Source organism: Bacillus sp. C-3-6, from assembly GCF_054509685.1.
On record NZ_CM137247.1, the window covers coordinates 1,004,372 to 1,020,398 of the forward strand.

The following is a 16,027-nucleotide window of genomic DNA, read 5'->3' on the forward strand; positions in this document are numbered from 1 at the left end:
TAGGAGGAGATATGAAAATGTCACACGATGTGAAAGAACTAATCGAAGGATTGAATGAAGATTTAGCAGGAGAATACTCAGCAATTATTATGTATAACCATAATGCAGCTACAGTTTCTGGTATATATAGACAAGTGTTAAAACCTTTCTTTGAATCTGAAATTAGTGATGAACAAGGACATGCCCTATATTTAGCGGAGAAAATTAAGACGCTAGGTGGTACACCTACTACGATCCCTTTACCAGTGAAACAAGTAGAAGATGTTAGAGAAATGTTAGAATCCGCTAGACAATCAGAATATGAAACAATTAAGCGTTATGAAACGAGAAAAGAACAGGCAGCGAAATTAAATATGACAGAGTTAGTTGTAAAGTTAGAAGATATGATTGCAGATGAAACTAATCATATGGAAGAATTAGATCGTCTTTTAAATGATAAAGCAATGGTGTTAAATTAAAAGTAGAAATTTATAGAGTGAAAGAACAAATTCCTATTTCTAGGGGTTTGTTCTTTTGTTGTATAAATATGTTTGAGTAAGAAATTTTCATTTTGTAACTGAGTATGTAATACTAGAAAAATAGAAAATGATAATAGATTTACATTTTAAATAAGAAAAGGGGAAATAACTTGTGTCCATTTTAATTGTCGATGATAATCCGGTTAACATCTTTGTAATTGAGAAGATTTTAAAACAAGCCGGATATCATGATCTTGTATCGCTCAATTCTGCACAAGAGCTCTTCGAATACATACAGTTTGGAAAAGATTCTTCCAGGCATAATGAAATTGATTTAATACTATTAGATATTATGATGCCTGAAATTGATGGACTTGAAGTTTGTAGGCGATTACAAAAAGAGGAGAAGTTTAAAGATATTCCTATTATTTTTGTTACAGCTTTAGAGGATGCCAATAAGTTGGCCGAAGCTCTTGATATGGGGGCAATGGATTATATTACGAAACCTATAAATAAAGTTGAACTATTAGCACGTATGCGTGTAGCGTTACGCTTGAAATCGGAATTAAATTGGCATAAAGAACAAGAAGAAAATCTTCGGAATGAACTAGATTTAGCTACGCAAGTACAAAGAAACTTATTAAGTAGCCCATTAAGAGAAGATTATATAAAAATTGAAGCAAGTTACTTACCTTCATTTAAATTAGCTGGAGATATGTATTATTGGTATAAAATCGATGAAAACCGCTACGGTATTATATTATTAGACGTGATGGGACATGGTATATCTGCTTCATTAGTTTGTATGTTTATTTCGTCTGTATTACGTGAAACGATTAAATCTTTAATCGATCCAGAACTTGTCATTAAAGACTTAAATAAATATATGACTCTTTTACATAATGAGAATGACGATATTCCATATTATTTTACAGCGATATATTTAGTAGTAGATACAGAAAAGAGAACGATTGAATATGTAAACGCAGGGCATCCTTCTGGATACGTTTTAGTTGATGAAACAAATATGGTTGAACTAAATCGCGGGAGTTGTGCCGTAGGATTTTTTGATGAAATAAAAGTTAAAAAGACAGTTATACCTTTTGAGAAGAACGCTCAAATATTATTGTTTACAGATGGTGTTCTTGAAGCAATTGCAAATGATGAATTTGAGTCTGAAGAGAAATTACGTACTTTTACAGAAAGAAAATGGGGAGATTTAGAAGGCGAGATAGAAGGGTTTTACAAGGAAGAACAAAAGAAAGCGCAATCAGATGATATGTGTCTAATTATGATACAAACGAATGCGAAATAAAAAGCGTATGAAATCCAAACAGAGGATTTCATACGCTTTTTATTGTATTTTTTGATAGATTTGTTCACTAGGATTAAATTGGGTATAATGCGGCATTATATTTGAAAAACGAAGAGTTTCTTTATTTCCTAAACATAGAAATCCATTGTGACTTAAGCTTTCATAAAATAGTTGCTGCACTTGATTTTGAAGTTTACTTGTAAAGTAAATTAAAACGTTACGACAAAGTATAATATGAAACTCGTTAAAAGATTGATCGGTTACTAAATTATGCTGTGCAAAAATAATGTTTTGTAACAGTGAAGGATTAAAATAAGCAAAACGATTATCTGTTGAATAATAGTTAGAAAATGCTTGTGTACCGCCAGCTTGTAAATAGTTTTTCGTATAAGTTTGCATTTTATTTAACGGGAGGATGCCTTGTTTTGCTTTTTCTAACACATTTGTATTCATATCTGTTGCGTAAATAACCGACTTTTCACTTAATCCTTCTTCGTGAAGTAAGATGGACATCGATAATACTTCTTCACCAGTTGCGCATCCAGCATGCCAAATTCTAATTTCAGGTTGCTTTTTCAATTCAGGAATAACATGCTCTCTTAGCGCTTTAAAAAAGGCAGGGTTACGGAACATCTCAGTTACATTAATCGAGAAATCATTTAATAACTGTTCTAAAACCCCTTCCTCGTGAATTACTTTTTCAATTAATTTTGAAATGGTTGGGATATTAGAGAGCTGCATTCGATTACAAATCCTTCTATAAATAGATGTGCGAGCATATTGGCGAAAATCAAATCCTGATAGTTTAAATACCGCTTCCAATAGTAATTCAATTTCTAAGTTCGTGCGCTCATCCGTATCTACTGATGGATCAAAATTATAATACTTATTTTCCACTCCAACTAAACCTCACTTATTTTATTAACCATACACTCATTACCGAATAGAGTTGATGTAGATTTAATGGTTTACTTATATAATCTGAAGCGCCAGCAGATAAACATTTTTCCTTATCATTTGGCATTGCTTTAGCAGTTAATGCGATAATAGGTATTTCATGTAACCCTAAGTTCATTCGGATATTTTCCATCGTTTCATAACCGTCCATATTAGGCATCATAATATCCATTAAAATAAGGTCAATATTTGTATTGCTTTTTAGTATTTCTAAACACTCTATGCCGTTTTGGGCAGTAATAATGTTGGCGTTTTGTTTTTTTAATGCATTTTGTAACGCAAATATATTTCGATGATCATCATCGACAATTAAAATGGTTTTCTCTTGGAAGACGTTATTTGTTTCGGTAGTAAGGATAGTTTCTTCAACAACTTCAGCAGGAATAACATCTTCTATCGTTGCTGCGACTTCTAAATTGGATAACTGTATATCATGTAATCCATTTGGAAGGTTAGGAATATATACCGTGAAAGTACTACCTTCTCCTACATTACTCTCTAACGTAATCCAACCACCTAACAATCTAGCAAACTCTTTACAAATAGATAAACCTAATCCTGTACCACCATACTTTCGAATCGTTGCTCCATCTGCCTGTTGAAAGGCTTCGAAAATAAGTTGATGCTGTTCTTTAGCGATACCAATACCAGTATCTTTTACTGAAATTGTAATCCAATCTTTACTTATAGACTGCATATCATGACTTAAATTGGTTGTTTCTATTGAATCGAAATGTAAAGAAACGGATCCTTTTTCCGTGAATTTAAATGCATTGGATAATAAGTTTTTAATAATTTGCTCAATCCGTTTTGCATCTGTATAAAACAGATCAGGAATCGTATCACTGTCTTCAATCGTAAATTCGACATTTTTTTGTGCAGCTATATGTAAAAAGTTTTGATGCATATTGGCTGCCATGTCACTTATGTTCGTTGCTTCAAAAATGATGTCTAGTTTGCCTGCTTCTACTTTAGATAAATCTAGTATGTCATTAATTAAAGTAAGTAAGTCTTTTCCTGATGAATGAATGACAGTTGCTAGTTCAATTTCATCATCCGATAAATGATTATCATGATTTTCTCTTAACATTTCAGATAATAGTAAAATACTATTTAACGGTGTGCGTAATTCATGTGACATATTTGCTAGGAACTCAGATTTGTATTTTGAGCTGCGTAACAACTCGCTTGCTTTTTCTTCTAATTCTGATTTGGTAATTTGTAAGTCAGCTGTCTTTTGTTCAGCTTCTTCAGTTCTAGACTCTAATTGTTCATTCGTTGTTCGTAATTCTTCAGCTTGCATTTGTAGTTCTTCAGCTTGCGTTTGTAATTCTTCTGATTGAACTTGTAACTCTTCTGTCATTGCTTGTGATTCATGTAAAAGAGTTTGAATTCGCATACGTCCTATAATGCTATGGATTGTTAAACCTAGATTATCAATAGTTTGTTGAATTAAATCTTGATGTAAGTCTGAAATCTCAGTTACACTTACTAACTCCATTACTGCAATCACCTCATCCTCAAATAAGATAGGGATGACTAGTAGATTTTTAGGACGTATTTCTAATACTCCGCTAGTGACATAACGAAACTCTTCGGGTATATCCCTGAGAATAAAACTTTTCTTTTCTAAGGCAGACTGTCCAATGAAACCTTCACCCATTCTAATGGATTGTTTTCCAATATCAGCACCTTGATCGGCGAAAGAAGCTTTTTTCACATAGTAGACAGTTTCTTCATATTCTTCACGTACATAAAATGCACCGCAAGAAGTTTGCGTTTTTTGTATAATTCCACTAAGAATTTTTTTACCTAACATCTCAATAGAAGATACACCTTGATACATTAAAATTAATTCTGCAAGCTCAGTTTGTAACCACTCTCTTTTCGATATTTCGTCTAGTAAGTGGTTCGTTGTATGAGCAAGATCTTTTATTTCATCATGTGTATTTACATGAATTCTTTCCGTAATTTTTTCTTTAGAAGAAATTGATTTAATAGCTTGAATTACATTTTTAATCGTTTTTGTAATGGAATTCGAAATATAGAGTGAAACGATAATGGAAATAAAAGAAAGTAAGAATAATAAACTGTATAACCAAATCTCTAATTTATTATTTTCAATATCTAATTGTGCAGCTCTTTTTTTCGTTAGTTGCTCCTCAGTGCTCCGAAAGTTAGTTAGCTGCGACTGTAATGACTGAATTTGAGTCGTGTCAATTGTTTGTACATTATTACTATTATTATTTGTAATGAGTGGGTGAATCTCTTTATTAATCCAACTAGTAATGTTTTCGTTAATCTGTTTTAATTTTTCTTGCTGAGAGGGGTTATCCTCTAATAAAGCCAAAAGATCTTGATAATGTTTTTCGTAATCCTTTTCCGCAGAGTTAAGGGATTGCACGTAATTAGGGTTATTAGAAATGATAAACCCTTTCGCTTTATTTTCAATTGTGAGTAACTCTTTCTCCACTTGATTCGTTAAATTGAGAACTTTAAAATCATGATCAATAATAAAATTACGAGATTTTTGTAAGTTGGAAATCTCATTGTTTAACATAATGAAAGAAACAAGTAAGAACAAAATGATAACTAAATAACCAGCCATAATTTTGTAACGAATACTAAATTTTGCTTTCGAGTTCATTAAAAATTCCTACCTTCAAGGTTATTAAAACTTTTCTATTTTAAAGAATGAAAAACGTAATATATATTATATCAGTTTTCATAAGGCCAAACTAGAAATCCCCCTATTGTATTAGGGGGTTCTTTTTTAATAGAGGAAATCATGTTGAAATATAAAAACATATATGAAAGGTAGTAAACGAGGGAATAGAGGGTAAGAAAAATTCTAAGAAGGGAAGAGTGTTCTTAAAGCTCTTTTTGCATCTATTCCTTCAAAAATAAATAATATAAGATCTTTCTTTTTTACAGTAAGGAAAAAGGATACTAGAGTGCTTAAATTTTTGATTGATGTCATTGTTCCATGTTTACTTATAAACAAATTAGCTTGAAATGTTGTCATTAAAGCATAAAAATGATGAATCTGAGTTATTGTAGGTGTTTCATTATAAGAAATAGTAGTAGAGTGAATGGCGTTCATCGTAATATTCCTTTCCATATAGTAAGCATAACAATATAAACATACCCGTTTTAAAAAATGTTAAACATATAAATAAGAAAAAATATAAGTATAGTTTTTTTACGTTTAGAAAAGGTTAGGAAGGGTATACATATACTACAAAGAGATTGACTGAAGATGAATTGTAAGATGTCTATGTTTAGTAGATTAGTCTATCAAAATATACTTTTACTTTAAATAAAAAGGAGCCTGGTATACATGAATGAAATGATGATTGATATTACATTTGATTTAATTTACTTGTTAAGTAGTTCACTTGTAGTGCTTTTACTATTCGCGTTCTTCGTAAATGGTTATGTTAATAAGAAGATTAGTGTATACAGAAATGAAGAAAAATAAAGATACATTACATAAAACTTTAGGAGGTTAATAGTTATGAATTTAGATAGAAAAATAGTAGGTGTTTTTAGAACAATTGATGATGCGGCACTCGTTATTAATGAATTAAATGATAAAGGATACTCAGCAGATAACATTTCAGCTATTGCGAAAGATCAAAAGGAAATTGAACACCTTGAAGAAAAATCGGGTGAAAAAGTAAATCATGAAACTGCACATAAAGCGGATATTTTTTCAGCGACAGGGCTTGTAGCAGGAGGTGTAGCAGGCGGACTCGGTGGTTTATTAACAGGTCTTGGTATACTTGCCGTTTCTGGAATGGGTCCAATCGTAGCAGCAGGACCGATCGCAGCAGCTATTGGAGGAGCCGGTATTGGCGGAGGAGCTGGAAGTTTAATAGGAGCATTTATAGGGTTAGGAATTCCAGAAGAACATGCTAAAAAGTATGAAGAATATATTTACGATGGCAATATATTAATTTTAGTAGATGCAAAATTAGACGATAAGTTAGAAATCTATAAAATATTTGATAAGCATAATGCCTATAACTCTGATTTCTTTAAATAAAATGATGAAAAATGTAAACAAAGTGAATATCGTTTTTTGATCTTACAACTTTGGCGCGGCCGAGGAGTCGTATGACTATAAGAGAGGAAGGGCTTATAGTAAAAGATCAAGTTCTATCATGTTATTTAAAAGGGAAGAGGTGCCTTTTCGTGATTGTAAAAATATTAAAGGATAGCAGTAATAGTTTCTTTTGTACAGTTCAAAATAAAAATGGAGACCAGTATGTGAAAAAATGGTTTAGCAAACATGAAAATAACAAAGAATTAGGGCGACCAACTTTTAAAGAAGTAGAAAAGGATTGGAAAGAAAATAGAGAATCGTTTATGTATCCCAATAATAAAGCTCTTTATTAAAATTAAACATAATGCGCGCTTTATTATTACAAAACTGTCACATTCCTGTAAGGTAATTCAATGGATTAGATACTTTTTCCATGTCATAATAAAGACATAAGAAAGCTTATCAAAACTACAACTTATTAGGAGAGTGTCAGTCATGATTGTAACAACAACGTCTGGAATTCAAGGTAAAGAAATTATTGAGTATATCGATATTGTAAATGGTGAAGCTATTATGGGTGCAAATATTGTCCGCGATTTATTCGCTTCCGTTCGTGATGTTGTCGGTGGTCGTGCTGGTTCTTACGAAAGCAAGCTAAAAGAAGCTCGTGATATCGCAATGGATGAAATGAAAGAACTTGCAAAACAAAAAGGTGCGAACGCTATCGTTGGTATTGACGTAGATTACGAAGTTGTTCGTGATGGAATGTTAATGGTTGCTGTAAGTGGTACAGCTGTACGTATATAAGTAAATAAAAAACAGGCTCACCCCTTGAAGTTTATGCTTTGAGGGGGTTTTTTGTTTTTCTTTTGTTCATGACTAAAGTTAAAATAGAGAAGGGCCGACGTACTAGCTCGCTTATTTCAAATGTAGTATATTATTTCTTAAGAAAAAGCAACAAAATGGAATTTTTTGTATTTAAAGAAGGTGTTAACTTTATGACAAATAATAAAATTGCTATTTGAGGTACGAAGAGAATTAGTGGTATGAATAATTTTAGAAAGTGTATAGTTAATAGAAATAAACGATGGAGTATGTAAAGAGTTATATTACATAAAATTTATTATGAATGGAGGCGGTTAAACTATGTTTTGGTTAGGATGTTTTTTAGGATACATTGTAGGTTCTGTTATTACATGTGCGCTACTTTACTTTGGATATAGATCCAATGAAAATAAAAAAGCGGATATGCAAAAAGGGGAGGAGAGAAAAATCAATAAAAGAGGTGTATAGTAGGCGAAAGGTAAGGTGATAACATTGATGCAAAAATAAAGGACAGTTACATATTTCATATGATTACTATGTACTGTCCCGCTTATTCCTTTTGAATTAGGAAAAATTGTTTCCTGTCTTGCTATAAATTTCATAAGCAAAAAATCCAAATAAATAGCCTATTCCAGATCCTAAACTAACTGAAAGTAGTAATGAATCAGGAGAAAATATGCCAACAATAATACCGATCAAACACCCTAAAAGCATTCCTATTGGTATTAAACTATCTAATAAAACTTGAGCGTTTTTTGATTTTTTCTTACCTAAGTTACCGTTGTTATATTTATGTTTAAGACTTCTAATCACATATACTACAATTCCTCCGGCTATTACAACAGGCGTAATTGCTGTGAGTAACCACATATTAGAATCTCCTTTTGCTTTTTTAATTAAATTACATAAGCTACTTAAAATTCTATGCTACTAAATGGATTGATAGTTGAATGTACTCAATTTAATAACTCGTCAAAAACACTTTCCCTTTCGTTTTCTCCGCAGATTGCACAACATCAACTGCTTTTTTCACATCCGCTAAGTCATATGTAGAATGTACTGTCATAAAACGTAATTGCTTATTTTCCACTAAGCGAATTAAGTGACGAAACGTCTCCTGCCATTTATATGCGGACACATCTTTATTCCAATGTCGTAAATGAAATATGTTCGCGTGCACTTTTGCTTTCGTGACAATCTCTGCCCAGTTTACTTGTACGCCCGATAGAAGACCTATCGTTAAAAAGTGTCCGTTTGGCCTTAAGGAAAAAGCTAATTCATTTCCATCCGGTCCCCCGATAGAATCAATTGCAGCATCCGCACCGATCCCGTTTGTTAACTCCATAACTGTTTCATAAAGCGGGGCAGTGGAAGTATCTATTACATGATGAGCGCCAAGCTGAAGTAATTCCTCTGTATGTTTATTATTTCTTGTCACCGCAATGAATCGGAAGTTTAAAATTTGAGATAACTGTGCAAATAGATGGCCAATAGCGGATCCGCAAGCATTTACTAATAAAACGTCATTCCGTTTTAAGTTTAGCGTTTCCGTACATGTAACCCACGCAGTAAGAGGATTAATATACATTTGTGCCGCTGTAAAATCATCAATGGAATCAGGAATAGGGACTACAAAATCAGCTAATGTCTTCACATATTCTTGCCAAGTACCTTCCCCGCGTAAAGGTAACACACGTTTACCAATAAGGTCTCGAGAAACAAAAGCGCCTACATCTTCTACAATACCAACACCTTCATAACCAGGTATGTTAGGCAAAGGGATTCTATGTGCGTATGCTCCAGTGATGGGAATTAAGTCAGATGGATTAATCGGTCTAACTAGCATACGGACGAAAACTTCATTATCTTTCAGTGGTTCTATATTTTTATATTCAACTTGTAATACGTCTTTTGGATTGCCAAACTTATGAAATTGAATGCATGTTCCAAGCAAAGTAATTTGCCCCCTTAGTTTGATTGGGTTTATTATAGCATTTTTGGTTTGGGTGGTTATTTTGTTAGTGATAAATAGGTTTTTAATTTACGTATTTATCAGAATTTTATAAAATGTGTATAGAACTATAAAATGGGGGATTTCTTCATGTGTACTAGTTTGACGTTACAAACAAAAAATTTCCAGCATCTTTTTGGGAGAACAATGGATTTCACATTAGATATGAATCAAGAAGTAATAATCATTCCTCGGCGTTATCAGTGGAACAATATAACTGGTGAAACGATCCGAGCGAAAAAGGCTGTTGTCGGAATGGGAATTAATTTTGGAGGAAGGGTCATGATGGCGGACGGAGTAAATGAAGCTGGTATGACATGTGCAACTCTCTATTTCCCAGGATTCGCTACTTATAGTAATCATATAGATAGCAATAAAACGAATGTAGCGCCATTTGATTTTGTGACTTGGAGCCTCACGCAGTTCAATTCTGTTGAAGAATTAAGAAAATATATTGATAACATTGCCTTTATAGATGTGCCATTACCAGTTTTAGGAATTACGCCACCGCTACATTGGATTTTAGCAGACAAATCGGGAGCGTGTATTGTACTTGAGCCGACAGCTGATGGAATAAAGGTGTATGACAATCCAATAGGAGTGATGACTAATAGTCCCGAGTTTAATTGGCATTTACAAAATTTAAGACAATATATTGGACTTAAATCGCAGCCATTTGCGCCAATTGAGTGGGGAGATGTACCATTAAGTGCTTTTGGCCAAGGTTCAGGAACGATGGGGCTTCCTGGAGATTTCACCCCGCCATCAAGATTTGTACGGGCAGCATATGGCAAACAAAACATTCAAGGTATAGAGAACGAAGAAGAGGGGATATCGGCTATTTTTCATATCTTATCAAATTGTGAGGTTCCTAAGGGGGCAGTAATAACAGAAGACGGTATATTAGATAATACGATCTATACAAGTGCAATGTGTATGGAGTCTGGAACATATTATTACCATACTTACGATTGTAGACAAATTATAGCCATTCATTTATTCAATGAAGATTTAGATACAGCTGAGATTAAAACGTATCCGTTCCAGCGGAAGCAAAAAATCTTTTATGAAAACTGATAAAAACACCTCCATTGAATTTGCATACTTAGTATGCGAATTCGGGAGGTGTTTTTCTATTAAGCCGAAGCTTTCTTCATTCTCTCAAGTAAACTAGATAACACATGCGTACGATACGATTCTAGTTTTTTACCTTCATAAGTACGGATACCTAATTTTTTAAGTTCTTTTACATACCAACCTTTGCTTCCGAAATACATGTGATCGCTCCCCTTCAACTTTGTTTTTATTTGTTCTGATTGCATATGGAGGTACAGGTAATATAATGAAGGAAATGAATTTCGCGCGAAAATGGTTAACTTTGTTGCAAAAGACATATATACTAAAGATAGTATACAACGAGGTGGACAAGACGTGATTATAGAGAAGCACGAAATTCAAATTGACCAAATTACTAGCGGTAAAGTGAATATCTTTACTTTCTATAGAAATAGAAAGCAAATTGATGATCATTTTTTACGATTGCAAGAACCATCGCTTACAGCAAACTACTTCTTCCATTTTCATTTTGATGCAGAGAGCTTGCATCTACTGCAGGAAGAGTTTCCAGGCGTATATCCGTACGACGGTAGTGAAACGATTCACGACTGGACGGAAAAGATGAAAGCTGAATTGCAACATCAGATCCAAACAGGTAAATGGAATAAACGCGTACGTATTGGTAATCGCATTCTAGATGTGGTGTTTACGTGGTGTGACGAAGATATAGTAGAGTGAAAAAGAAGCGGATGACGCTTCTTTTTTTTAGCGCTGGAATAAAACGAGCTTACCTGCAGAAGATGTACAACGATGTGTTTTTTCATGCAATCCTTTTTCTTGTAAAATAGATTCACCTTTTGCTTTTGCTTCTTTTTCAGTTGCCGCCTCGAATGATTCGTCTAATGCTTTTGAACCATCTTTTTCAAAGACTGTTAGAACGTATACTCCCATGAAAATTCCCTCCAATAATTAAAATCAGAATCTTATAATTATTTTGACATAAAACGCTACAATATGCAAAGAAATATATGACATTGCGTGGTAAAATAGAATGAAACTTTAATCATCGAGAATATTTTCATTCTCGATGATGATTAGTTTTCAGCGATGTTAATTTTAATAAAATGAAACTTTTGAAAGATAGAAAGGATCGTTATTTGTGAAACAAGTAAAGTTTATACATGCGGCTGATTTGCATTTGGATAGTCCGTTTAAAGGAATGGAGATGAATGTTGCGCAGTCTGTTTGGGAGAGAATGAAGCAAAGTACGTTTGAATCATTTGAGCGTATTGTTGATAAAGCGATTCAAGAGCGCGTTGATTTCGTATTACTAGCTGGGGATTTGTATGATGCGGAGACGAGAAGTTTGAGGGCGCAAGTGTTTGTGCGTGAGCAAATGAAGAGACTTTCGCAGTACGATATCCCTGTTTTTATTATTCACGGTAACCATGATCATTTAGGGGGAAGCTGGGCAGCAATTGAGTTTCCGGAAAATGTTCATGTGTTTACCGATCCTTATGTAGAAGAGAAATCATTTTATAAAAATGGTGAGCTATTAGCTTCTATTTATGGGTTTAGTTATTTGCAGCAAGCGGTAACGGATAATATGACAGCGCAGTATACGAAAATGAGTGATGCGCCTTTTCATATTGGCATGCTTCACGGAAGTGTGGAAGGAGATGCAGAGCATAATCGCTATGCACCGTTTCAAATTCGTGAGTTGAAAGAAAAACAGTTTGATTATTGGGCTCTTGGCCATATACATAAACGTGAAATTTTATCAGAAGAGCCATACATTATTTATCCAGGGAACATACAAGGTCGTCATCGTAAGGAAACAGGTGAGAAGGGTGCGTACCTTATTGAACTTACGAAACAAGGAACGCATTGCTCATTTTTCCATACGGCAGATGTTGTATGGGATGAGATCGAAGTTTGTATTGATGGACTTGAAACTGTTGATGAACTTATGACGAGCATGTCAACTGCGATGAATGAGTGCCGAAGAGAAGAGGAAGGGACGCTTTTAACTGTCGTATTCACAGGGCAGGGCCCACTTTCTCCTTATGTGCGTGACGAAAAGCGTGTGGAAGAGATTTTTCACATTTTAGCATCTGGCGAAGAGCGAAAAGATTTCGTATATGCAATGAAGTGGAAAAATGAGACGGTTTCTTTTGCGGAAATCGAACGTTTGAAAGCGGAAAATCATTTCGTCGGTAGTGTGCTAAAGGAGCTAGAAGCTTTCACAAATATGGACGGCGTGTTGCGCACCATTTGGACATCTCCTGTAGCGCGTAATAGTATTGAATCTTTTACAGAAGACGAGAAGAAAGAGATTCAAAAGGAAGCAGAAAATATTATTTTAGAACAATTATTCCAGCAAGAGAGGGATAAAAAATGAGAATTGAAAAACTCCATATTTATGGGTACGGAAAATTAGAAAATGTGGAAATGGATCTTTCCTTGCTGACGGTACTATACGGTGAAAACGAAGCGGGGAAATCGACAATTCGCTCGTTTATGAAAAGTATTTTGTTCGGTTTTCCGACGAGAGGACAGCGCCGTTATGAGCCGAAAGAAGGCGGGAAGTATGGCGGTGCGCTGACTGTGCAAACAGAGCAGTACGGCCGTTTGAAAATTGAACGATTGCCAAAGACGGCAGCTGGCGAGGTAACCGTTTATTTTGAAGACGGGAAAACGGGCGGCGAGGAGATTTTAAACGATATATTAAGCGGGGTGAATGAAAGTTTATTTGAATCGGTCTTTTCATTTGATATGCATGGTCTTCAAAATATTCATCAGCTCGGCGAAGCGGATATTGGCAATTATTTATTTTCGGCAAGTGCAGTCGGAAGCGATGCGCTATTACAGTTAGATAAAAAGCTAGAAAAAGAAATGGATCAACGCTTTAAACCGAGTGGGCGTAAACCGGAAATTAACGTGTCACTGCAAGAGATGAAGAAGCTTGAAGAGAAGATGAAAGAGTGGCAAGGAAAAATTGGCACGTATGAAAAACAAGTGGAGCAGTTAAAAGAAAGTGAAGAGAAGCTTGCTTCTGTTCGCGTGGAAAAAGAGAATGCAGAAAAGCGAAAGCAAGATTATGAAATATTAGCAGCGCTTGAGCCACTCGTTATTGAAAAGCGTGCGCATGAGAAAGTGTTAGAAAATGAAAAAGGGCAGTTTCCTGTAAAAGGAACGGCGCGCTATGAAGCAATTAAGGCGAAGATGGAGCCGCTTAGGTTACAAGTTGATTCGCTCCATAAGAAAATAGAGACGGTGCAATCGGAAATTGACTCGATTCAAATAGATGAAGAGTTTTTACAAAAAGAAAGTTATGTAGAAGAACTTCGTATGCAGCATTTGTCGTATGAAAATGCACGCCAAGAAATGCGTGATATGACAGGAAGTATTGCGAATATAAAAGAAGAAATCGCAGAGCTAGAGCAACAAATCGGTGCTACTTTTGAAAAAGAAACAGTCCTTTCGTTTGATATGAGTTTGGCAACGAAAGAGCTGATTACGCAAACAGTGCAAAAGGCGCGCGAATTAGAAACGAAAAAAGCACAGCTTGATGATCGTTTTAAAGTAGCGCAAGAGCAATTAGAAGAACAAGAAGAAAATATAAGACAGATTCAGAAACAAATGTTAGTGGATGAAGAGCGAAATACGTTAGTTGAGAAAGAGAAATCGTTCCAAGATGCGGCGTTTATCGGTATGGGCGCAGAGAGAATGAAGCGCAAGTATGAGGAAAAAGCAGGAGCAGCTATGCAAAAGAAAAAGCAGTGGCAAAGAGTTTGTCTTCTGTTACTTCTTATTAACACGCTTGTTTTATTCACGAGTTTATTTATTGATAACCGCCCGCTCTTATTTATTAGTGTTATTGTTTTTGTAGGGATTGTTCTTGCCCTTGTTTTATATAAAGATCCGTCAAGTGGATTACAAGAAGAGCTTCTTACTCTTCAGCAAAGTGCTGGCGGGAGACAAAGTGAAGAAGCGCTGTCTGTGCGCTATCAGTTAGAAAAAGATGAAGAGGTTCGGAAGCTATTTGAGCGTGAGTCTTATAAATTGCAGCAAATGGAGCGAGCTTATGATAAAGTCGTTTCATCGTATGAGGAATGGGAGAGAGAAACGTTCCAGGCGGGAGAACAAGTAGATGCATATAAAACGCGCTATATGTTCCCAGAATTTTATACGTATGCACACATATTGCCAGCGTTTGAGCGTATTGAAAAAATGCAGCAATTATATCGTGAATTAGATAAGCAAGGTACGCGAAAATCTTCATTATATGAAATGATTTCGCATTTTGAACAGAAACTAGAAGCTGTTATTGGTAGTGCGGAGTATAGTAAGCTACACGGGGCACAAAGTCGTATGCAAAATGAGAAAGAGAAGCGCCAAACTTGTAAGCAGTTAAAAGAAAAACTGGCGGAATGGCAAGAAGAATATGAGTTTATGCAAGAACAATTGAAACAACTGTTAGTAGAACGAAATGCATTATGGAATATTGCAGAGACTACAGATGAAGAGATGTTTTTAGAAGCGGGTAAACTGGCGGAAAAACGTGAAGATGCTGAGAAACAAGTAGTGCGTTTATTACCGCAAATTGATCTGTTAGAACAGCGTTTAAAGAGTTTATCATTAGCTGAACATTACGAAGCTGACGGTTATGAAGAGAAATTAAAGAGAGAAATTACAGTCGTGCAAAACTGTCTGGCGCAAGAGAAAGAACTGACAGAGCGCATTGCGAAACATCGTATGGAAATTGTGAATTTAGAAGAAGGTAGTACGTACGGCGATTTAATGCATGAGTGGGAAATGAAAAAAGCGCAAGTACGTGAACAAGTAAAGAAGTGGGCTGCTTATGCGGCCGCAAAAACGGTGTTAACGAAAACGAAGCAATATTATCATGAAGTGCATCTGCCTCGTATTTTACAAAAATCAGAAGAGTATTTCGTCTATTTAACGGGCGGACGCTATAGTAAAATCTTTTCACCGTCAGAGGCGGAGCCGTTCGTTGTTGAACGTAACGACGGTATACGTTTTTACAGTCATGAACTAAGCCAAGCGACAGCGGAGCAGTTATATTTATCGCTGAGATTTGCACTTGCGAAAACATTTGAACATGATTACCCATTTATTATTGATGATAGTTTCGTGCACTTTGATGCGGTAAGAACGGACCGAACGATTGAACTAATAAAGGAAATCGCAAAAGATAGACAAGTCATCTTCTTTACATGTCATGCGCATTTACTCGCGTATTTTACAGAAAAACAGATTGTAAAATTAACACATAAGCGTAAAGAAAATGAGTTGTGATATGCTATACTAAAAGTAACTGATTTGGTGGAGGA

Annotated in this window: 18 protein-coding genes; 11 read left to right on the forward strand and 7 right to left on the reverse strand. The window is 34.9% G+C overall.

Translation table 11 applies throughout. The features are described from left to right. Positions 1-17 precede the first annotated feature (17 nt). Entirely contained in the window at positions 18-458 is a 441-nt protein-coding gene (locus ACW0JX_RS05155; RefSeq protein WP_000017755.1) for a ferritin-like domain-containing protein, read from the forward strand. 172 nt (positions 459-630) lie between these two features. Next, on the forward strand, positions 631-1,773 hold the full coding sequence (locus tag ACW0JX_RS05160) for a fused response regulator/phosphatase (RefSeq protein WP_053565101.1): 1,143 nt from the start codon (positions 631-633) through the stop codon (positions 1,771-1,773). Positions 1,774-1,812: 39 nt separating this feature from the next. Here ACW0JX_RS05160 and ACW0JX_RS05165 read toward each other — a convergent pair whose 3' ends face one another. The 3 genes from ACW0JX_RS05165 to ACW0JX_RS05175 all read right to left on the reverse strand — a co-directional run bounded on the left by ACW0JX_RS05165 (position 1,813) and on the right by ACW0JX_RS05175 (position 5,833). After that, entirely contained in the window at positions 1,813-2,670 is an 858-nt protein-coding gene (locus tag ACW0JX_RS05165; protein WP_000429046.1) for a CheR family methyltransferase, read from the reverse strand. 16 nt (positions 2,671-2,686) lie between these two features. Continuing rightward, complete coding sequence (locus ACW0JX_RS05170; RefSeq protein ID WP_459245451.1) at positions 2,687-5,377, reverse strand: ATP-binding protein; 2,691 nt, start codon at positions 5,375-5,377, stop codon at positions 2,687-2,689. Between the two features lie 204 nt (positions 5,378-5,581). Beyond that, the gene (locus tag ACW0JX_RS05175) at positions 5,582-5,833 is read right to left on the reverse strand and encodes a hypothetical protein (protein WP_000991350.1); all 252 of its coding nucleotides are present in this window, start codon (positions 5,831-5,833) and stop codon (positions 5,582-5,584) included. A 237-nt stretch (positions 5,834-6,070) separates the two neighbouring features. Between ACW0JX_RS05175 and ACW0JX_RS05180 the strand changes: the two genes are divergently transcribed. The 5 genes from ACW0JX_RS05180 to ACW0JX_RS05200 all read left to right on the forward strand — a co-directional run bounded on the left by ACW0JX_RS05180 (position 6,071) and on the right by ACW0JX_RS05200 (position 8,071). Then, a complete protein-coding gene (locus ACW0JX_RS05180) occupies positions 6,071-6,211 on the forward strand; it encodes a hypothetical protein (protein ID WP_001004567.1) in 141 nt (46 codons plus the stop codon). Positions 6,212-6,247: 36 nt separating this feature from the next. Beyond that, complete coding sequence (locus ACW0JX_RS05185) at positions 6,248-6,778, forward strand: general stress protein (RefSeq protein WP_023521336.1); 531 nt, start codon at positions 6,248-6,250, stop codon at positions 6,776-6,778. A 149-nt stretch (positions 6,779-6,927) separates the two neighbouring features. Further along, positions 6,928-7,131 (forward strand): DUF4028 family protein, encoded by a 204-nt coding sequence (locus ACW0JX_RS05190; protein WP_459245452.1) that lies wholly within the window; start codon positions 6,928-6,930, stop codon positions 7,129-7,131. Between the two features lie 142 nt (positions 7,132-7,273). Then, the gene (locus ACW0JX_RS05195; RefSeq protein WP_000637510.1) at positions 7,274-7,585 is read left to right on the forward strand and encodes a YbjQ family protein; all 312 of its coding nucleotides are present in this window, start codon (positions 7,274-7,276) and stop codon (positions 7,583-7,585) included. A gap of 339 nt (positions 7,586-7,924) precedes the next feature. Then, positions 7,925-8,071, forward strand: a complete 147-nt coding sequence (locus ACW0JX_RS05200; RefSeq protein ID WP_000498632.1) for a hypothetical protein — start codon at positions 7,925-7,927, stop codon at positions 8,069-8,071. A 96-nt stretch (positions 8,072-8,167) separates the two neighbouring features. On the opposite strand, the gene ACW0JX_RS05205 is transcribed toward ACW0JX_RS05200, so the two are convergent. Continuing rightward, positions 8,168-8,473, reverse strand: a complete 306-nt coding sequence (locus tag ACW0JX_RS05205; RefSeq protein WP_063546678.1) for a hypothetical protein — start codon at positions 8,471-8,473, stop codon at positions 8,168-8,170. A 91-nt stretch (positions 8,474-8,564) separates the two neighbouring features. Further along, entirely contained in the window at positions 8,565-9,557 is a 993-nt protein-coding gene (locus ACW0JX_RS05210) for a zinc-dependent alcohol dehydrogenase family protein (RefSeq protein WP_459245453.1), read from the reverse strand. A 147-nt stretch (positions 9,558-9,704) separates the two neighbouring features. On the opposite strand from ACW0JX_RS05210, the gene bsh reads away from it, so the two are divergent. Next, positions 9,705-10,691 (forward strand): choloylglycine hydrolase, encoded by a 987-nt coding sequence (gene bsh / locus ACW0JX_RS05215; RefSeq protein ID WP_459245454.1) that lies wholly within the window; start codon positions 9,705-9,707, stop codon positions 10,689-10,691. Between the two features lie 59 nt (positions 10,692-10,750). Here the strand turns inward: bsh and ACW0JX_RS05220 are convergent, their stop codons facing one another. Next, positions 10,751-10,891 (reverse strand): YflJ family protein, encoded by a 141-nt coding sequence (locus tag ACW0JX_RS05220; RefSeq protein ID WP_000273536.1) that lies wholly within the window; start codon positions 10,889-10,891, stop codon positions 10,751-10,753. A gap of 154 nt (positions 10,892-11,045) precedes the next feature. On the opposite strand from ACW0JX_RS05220, the gene ACW0JX_RS05225 reads away from it, so the two are divergent. Beyond that, entirely contained in the window at positions 11,046-11,408 is a 363-nt protein-coding gene (locus ACW0JX_RS05225; RefSeq protein ID WP_000582776.1) for a hypothetical protein, read from the forward strand. A 27-nt stretch (positions 11,409-11,435) separates the two neighbouring features. Here the strand turns inward: ACW0JX_RS05225 and ACW0JX_RS05230 are convergent, their stop codons facing one another. Next, complete coding sequence (locus tag ACW0JX_RS05230) at positions 11,436-11,621, reverse strand: YhzD family protein (RefSeq protein WP_000539550.1); 186 nt, start codon at positions 11,619-11,621, stop codon at positions 11,436-11,438. 208 nt (positions 11,622-11,829) lie between these two features. Here ACW0JX_RS05230 and ACW0JX_RS05235 point away from each other — a divergent pair, with 208 nt between their 5' ends. Continuing rightward, a complete protein-coding gene (locus tag ACW0JX_RS05235) occupies positions 11,830-13,071 on the forward strand; it encodes a metallophosphoesterase family protein (protein WP_459245455.1) in 1,242 nt (413 codons plus the stop codon). Continuing rightward, positions 13,068-15,992 carry an ATP-binding protein gene (locus ACW0JX_RS05240; RefSeq protein WP_459245456.1) on the forward strand — a complete coding sequence of 975 codons (2,925 nt, stop codon included), beginning with the start codon at positions 13,068-13,070 and terminating at the stop codon, positions 15,990-15,992. The genes ACW0JX_RS05235 and ACW0JX_RS05240 overlap by 4 nt, the downstream gene beginning before the upstream one ends. The last annotated feature ends 35 nt before the right edge of the window (positions 15,993-16,027 follow it).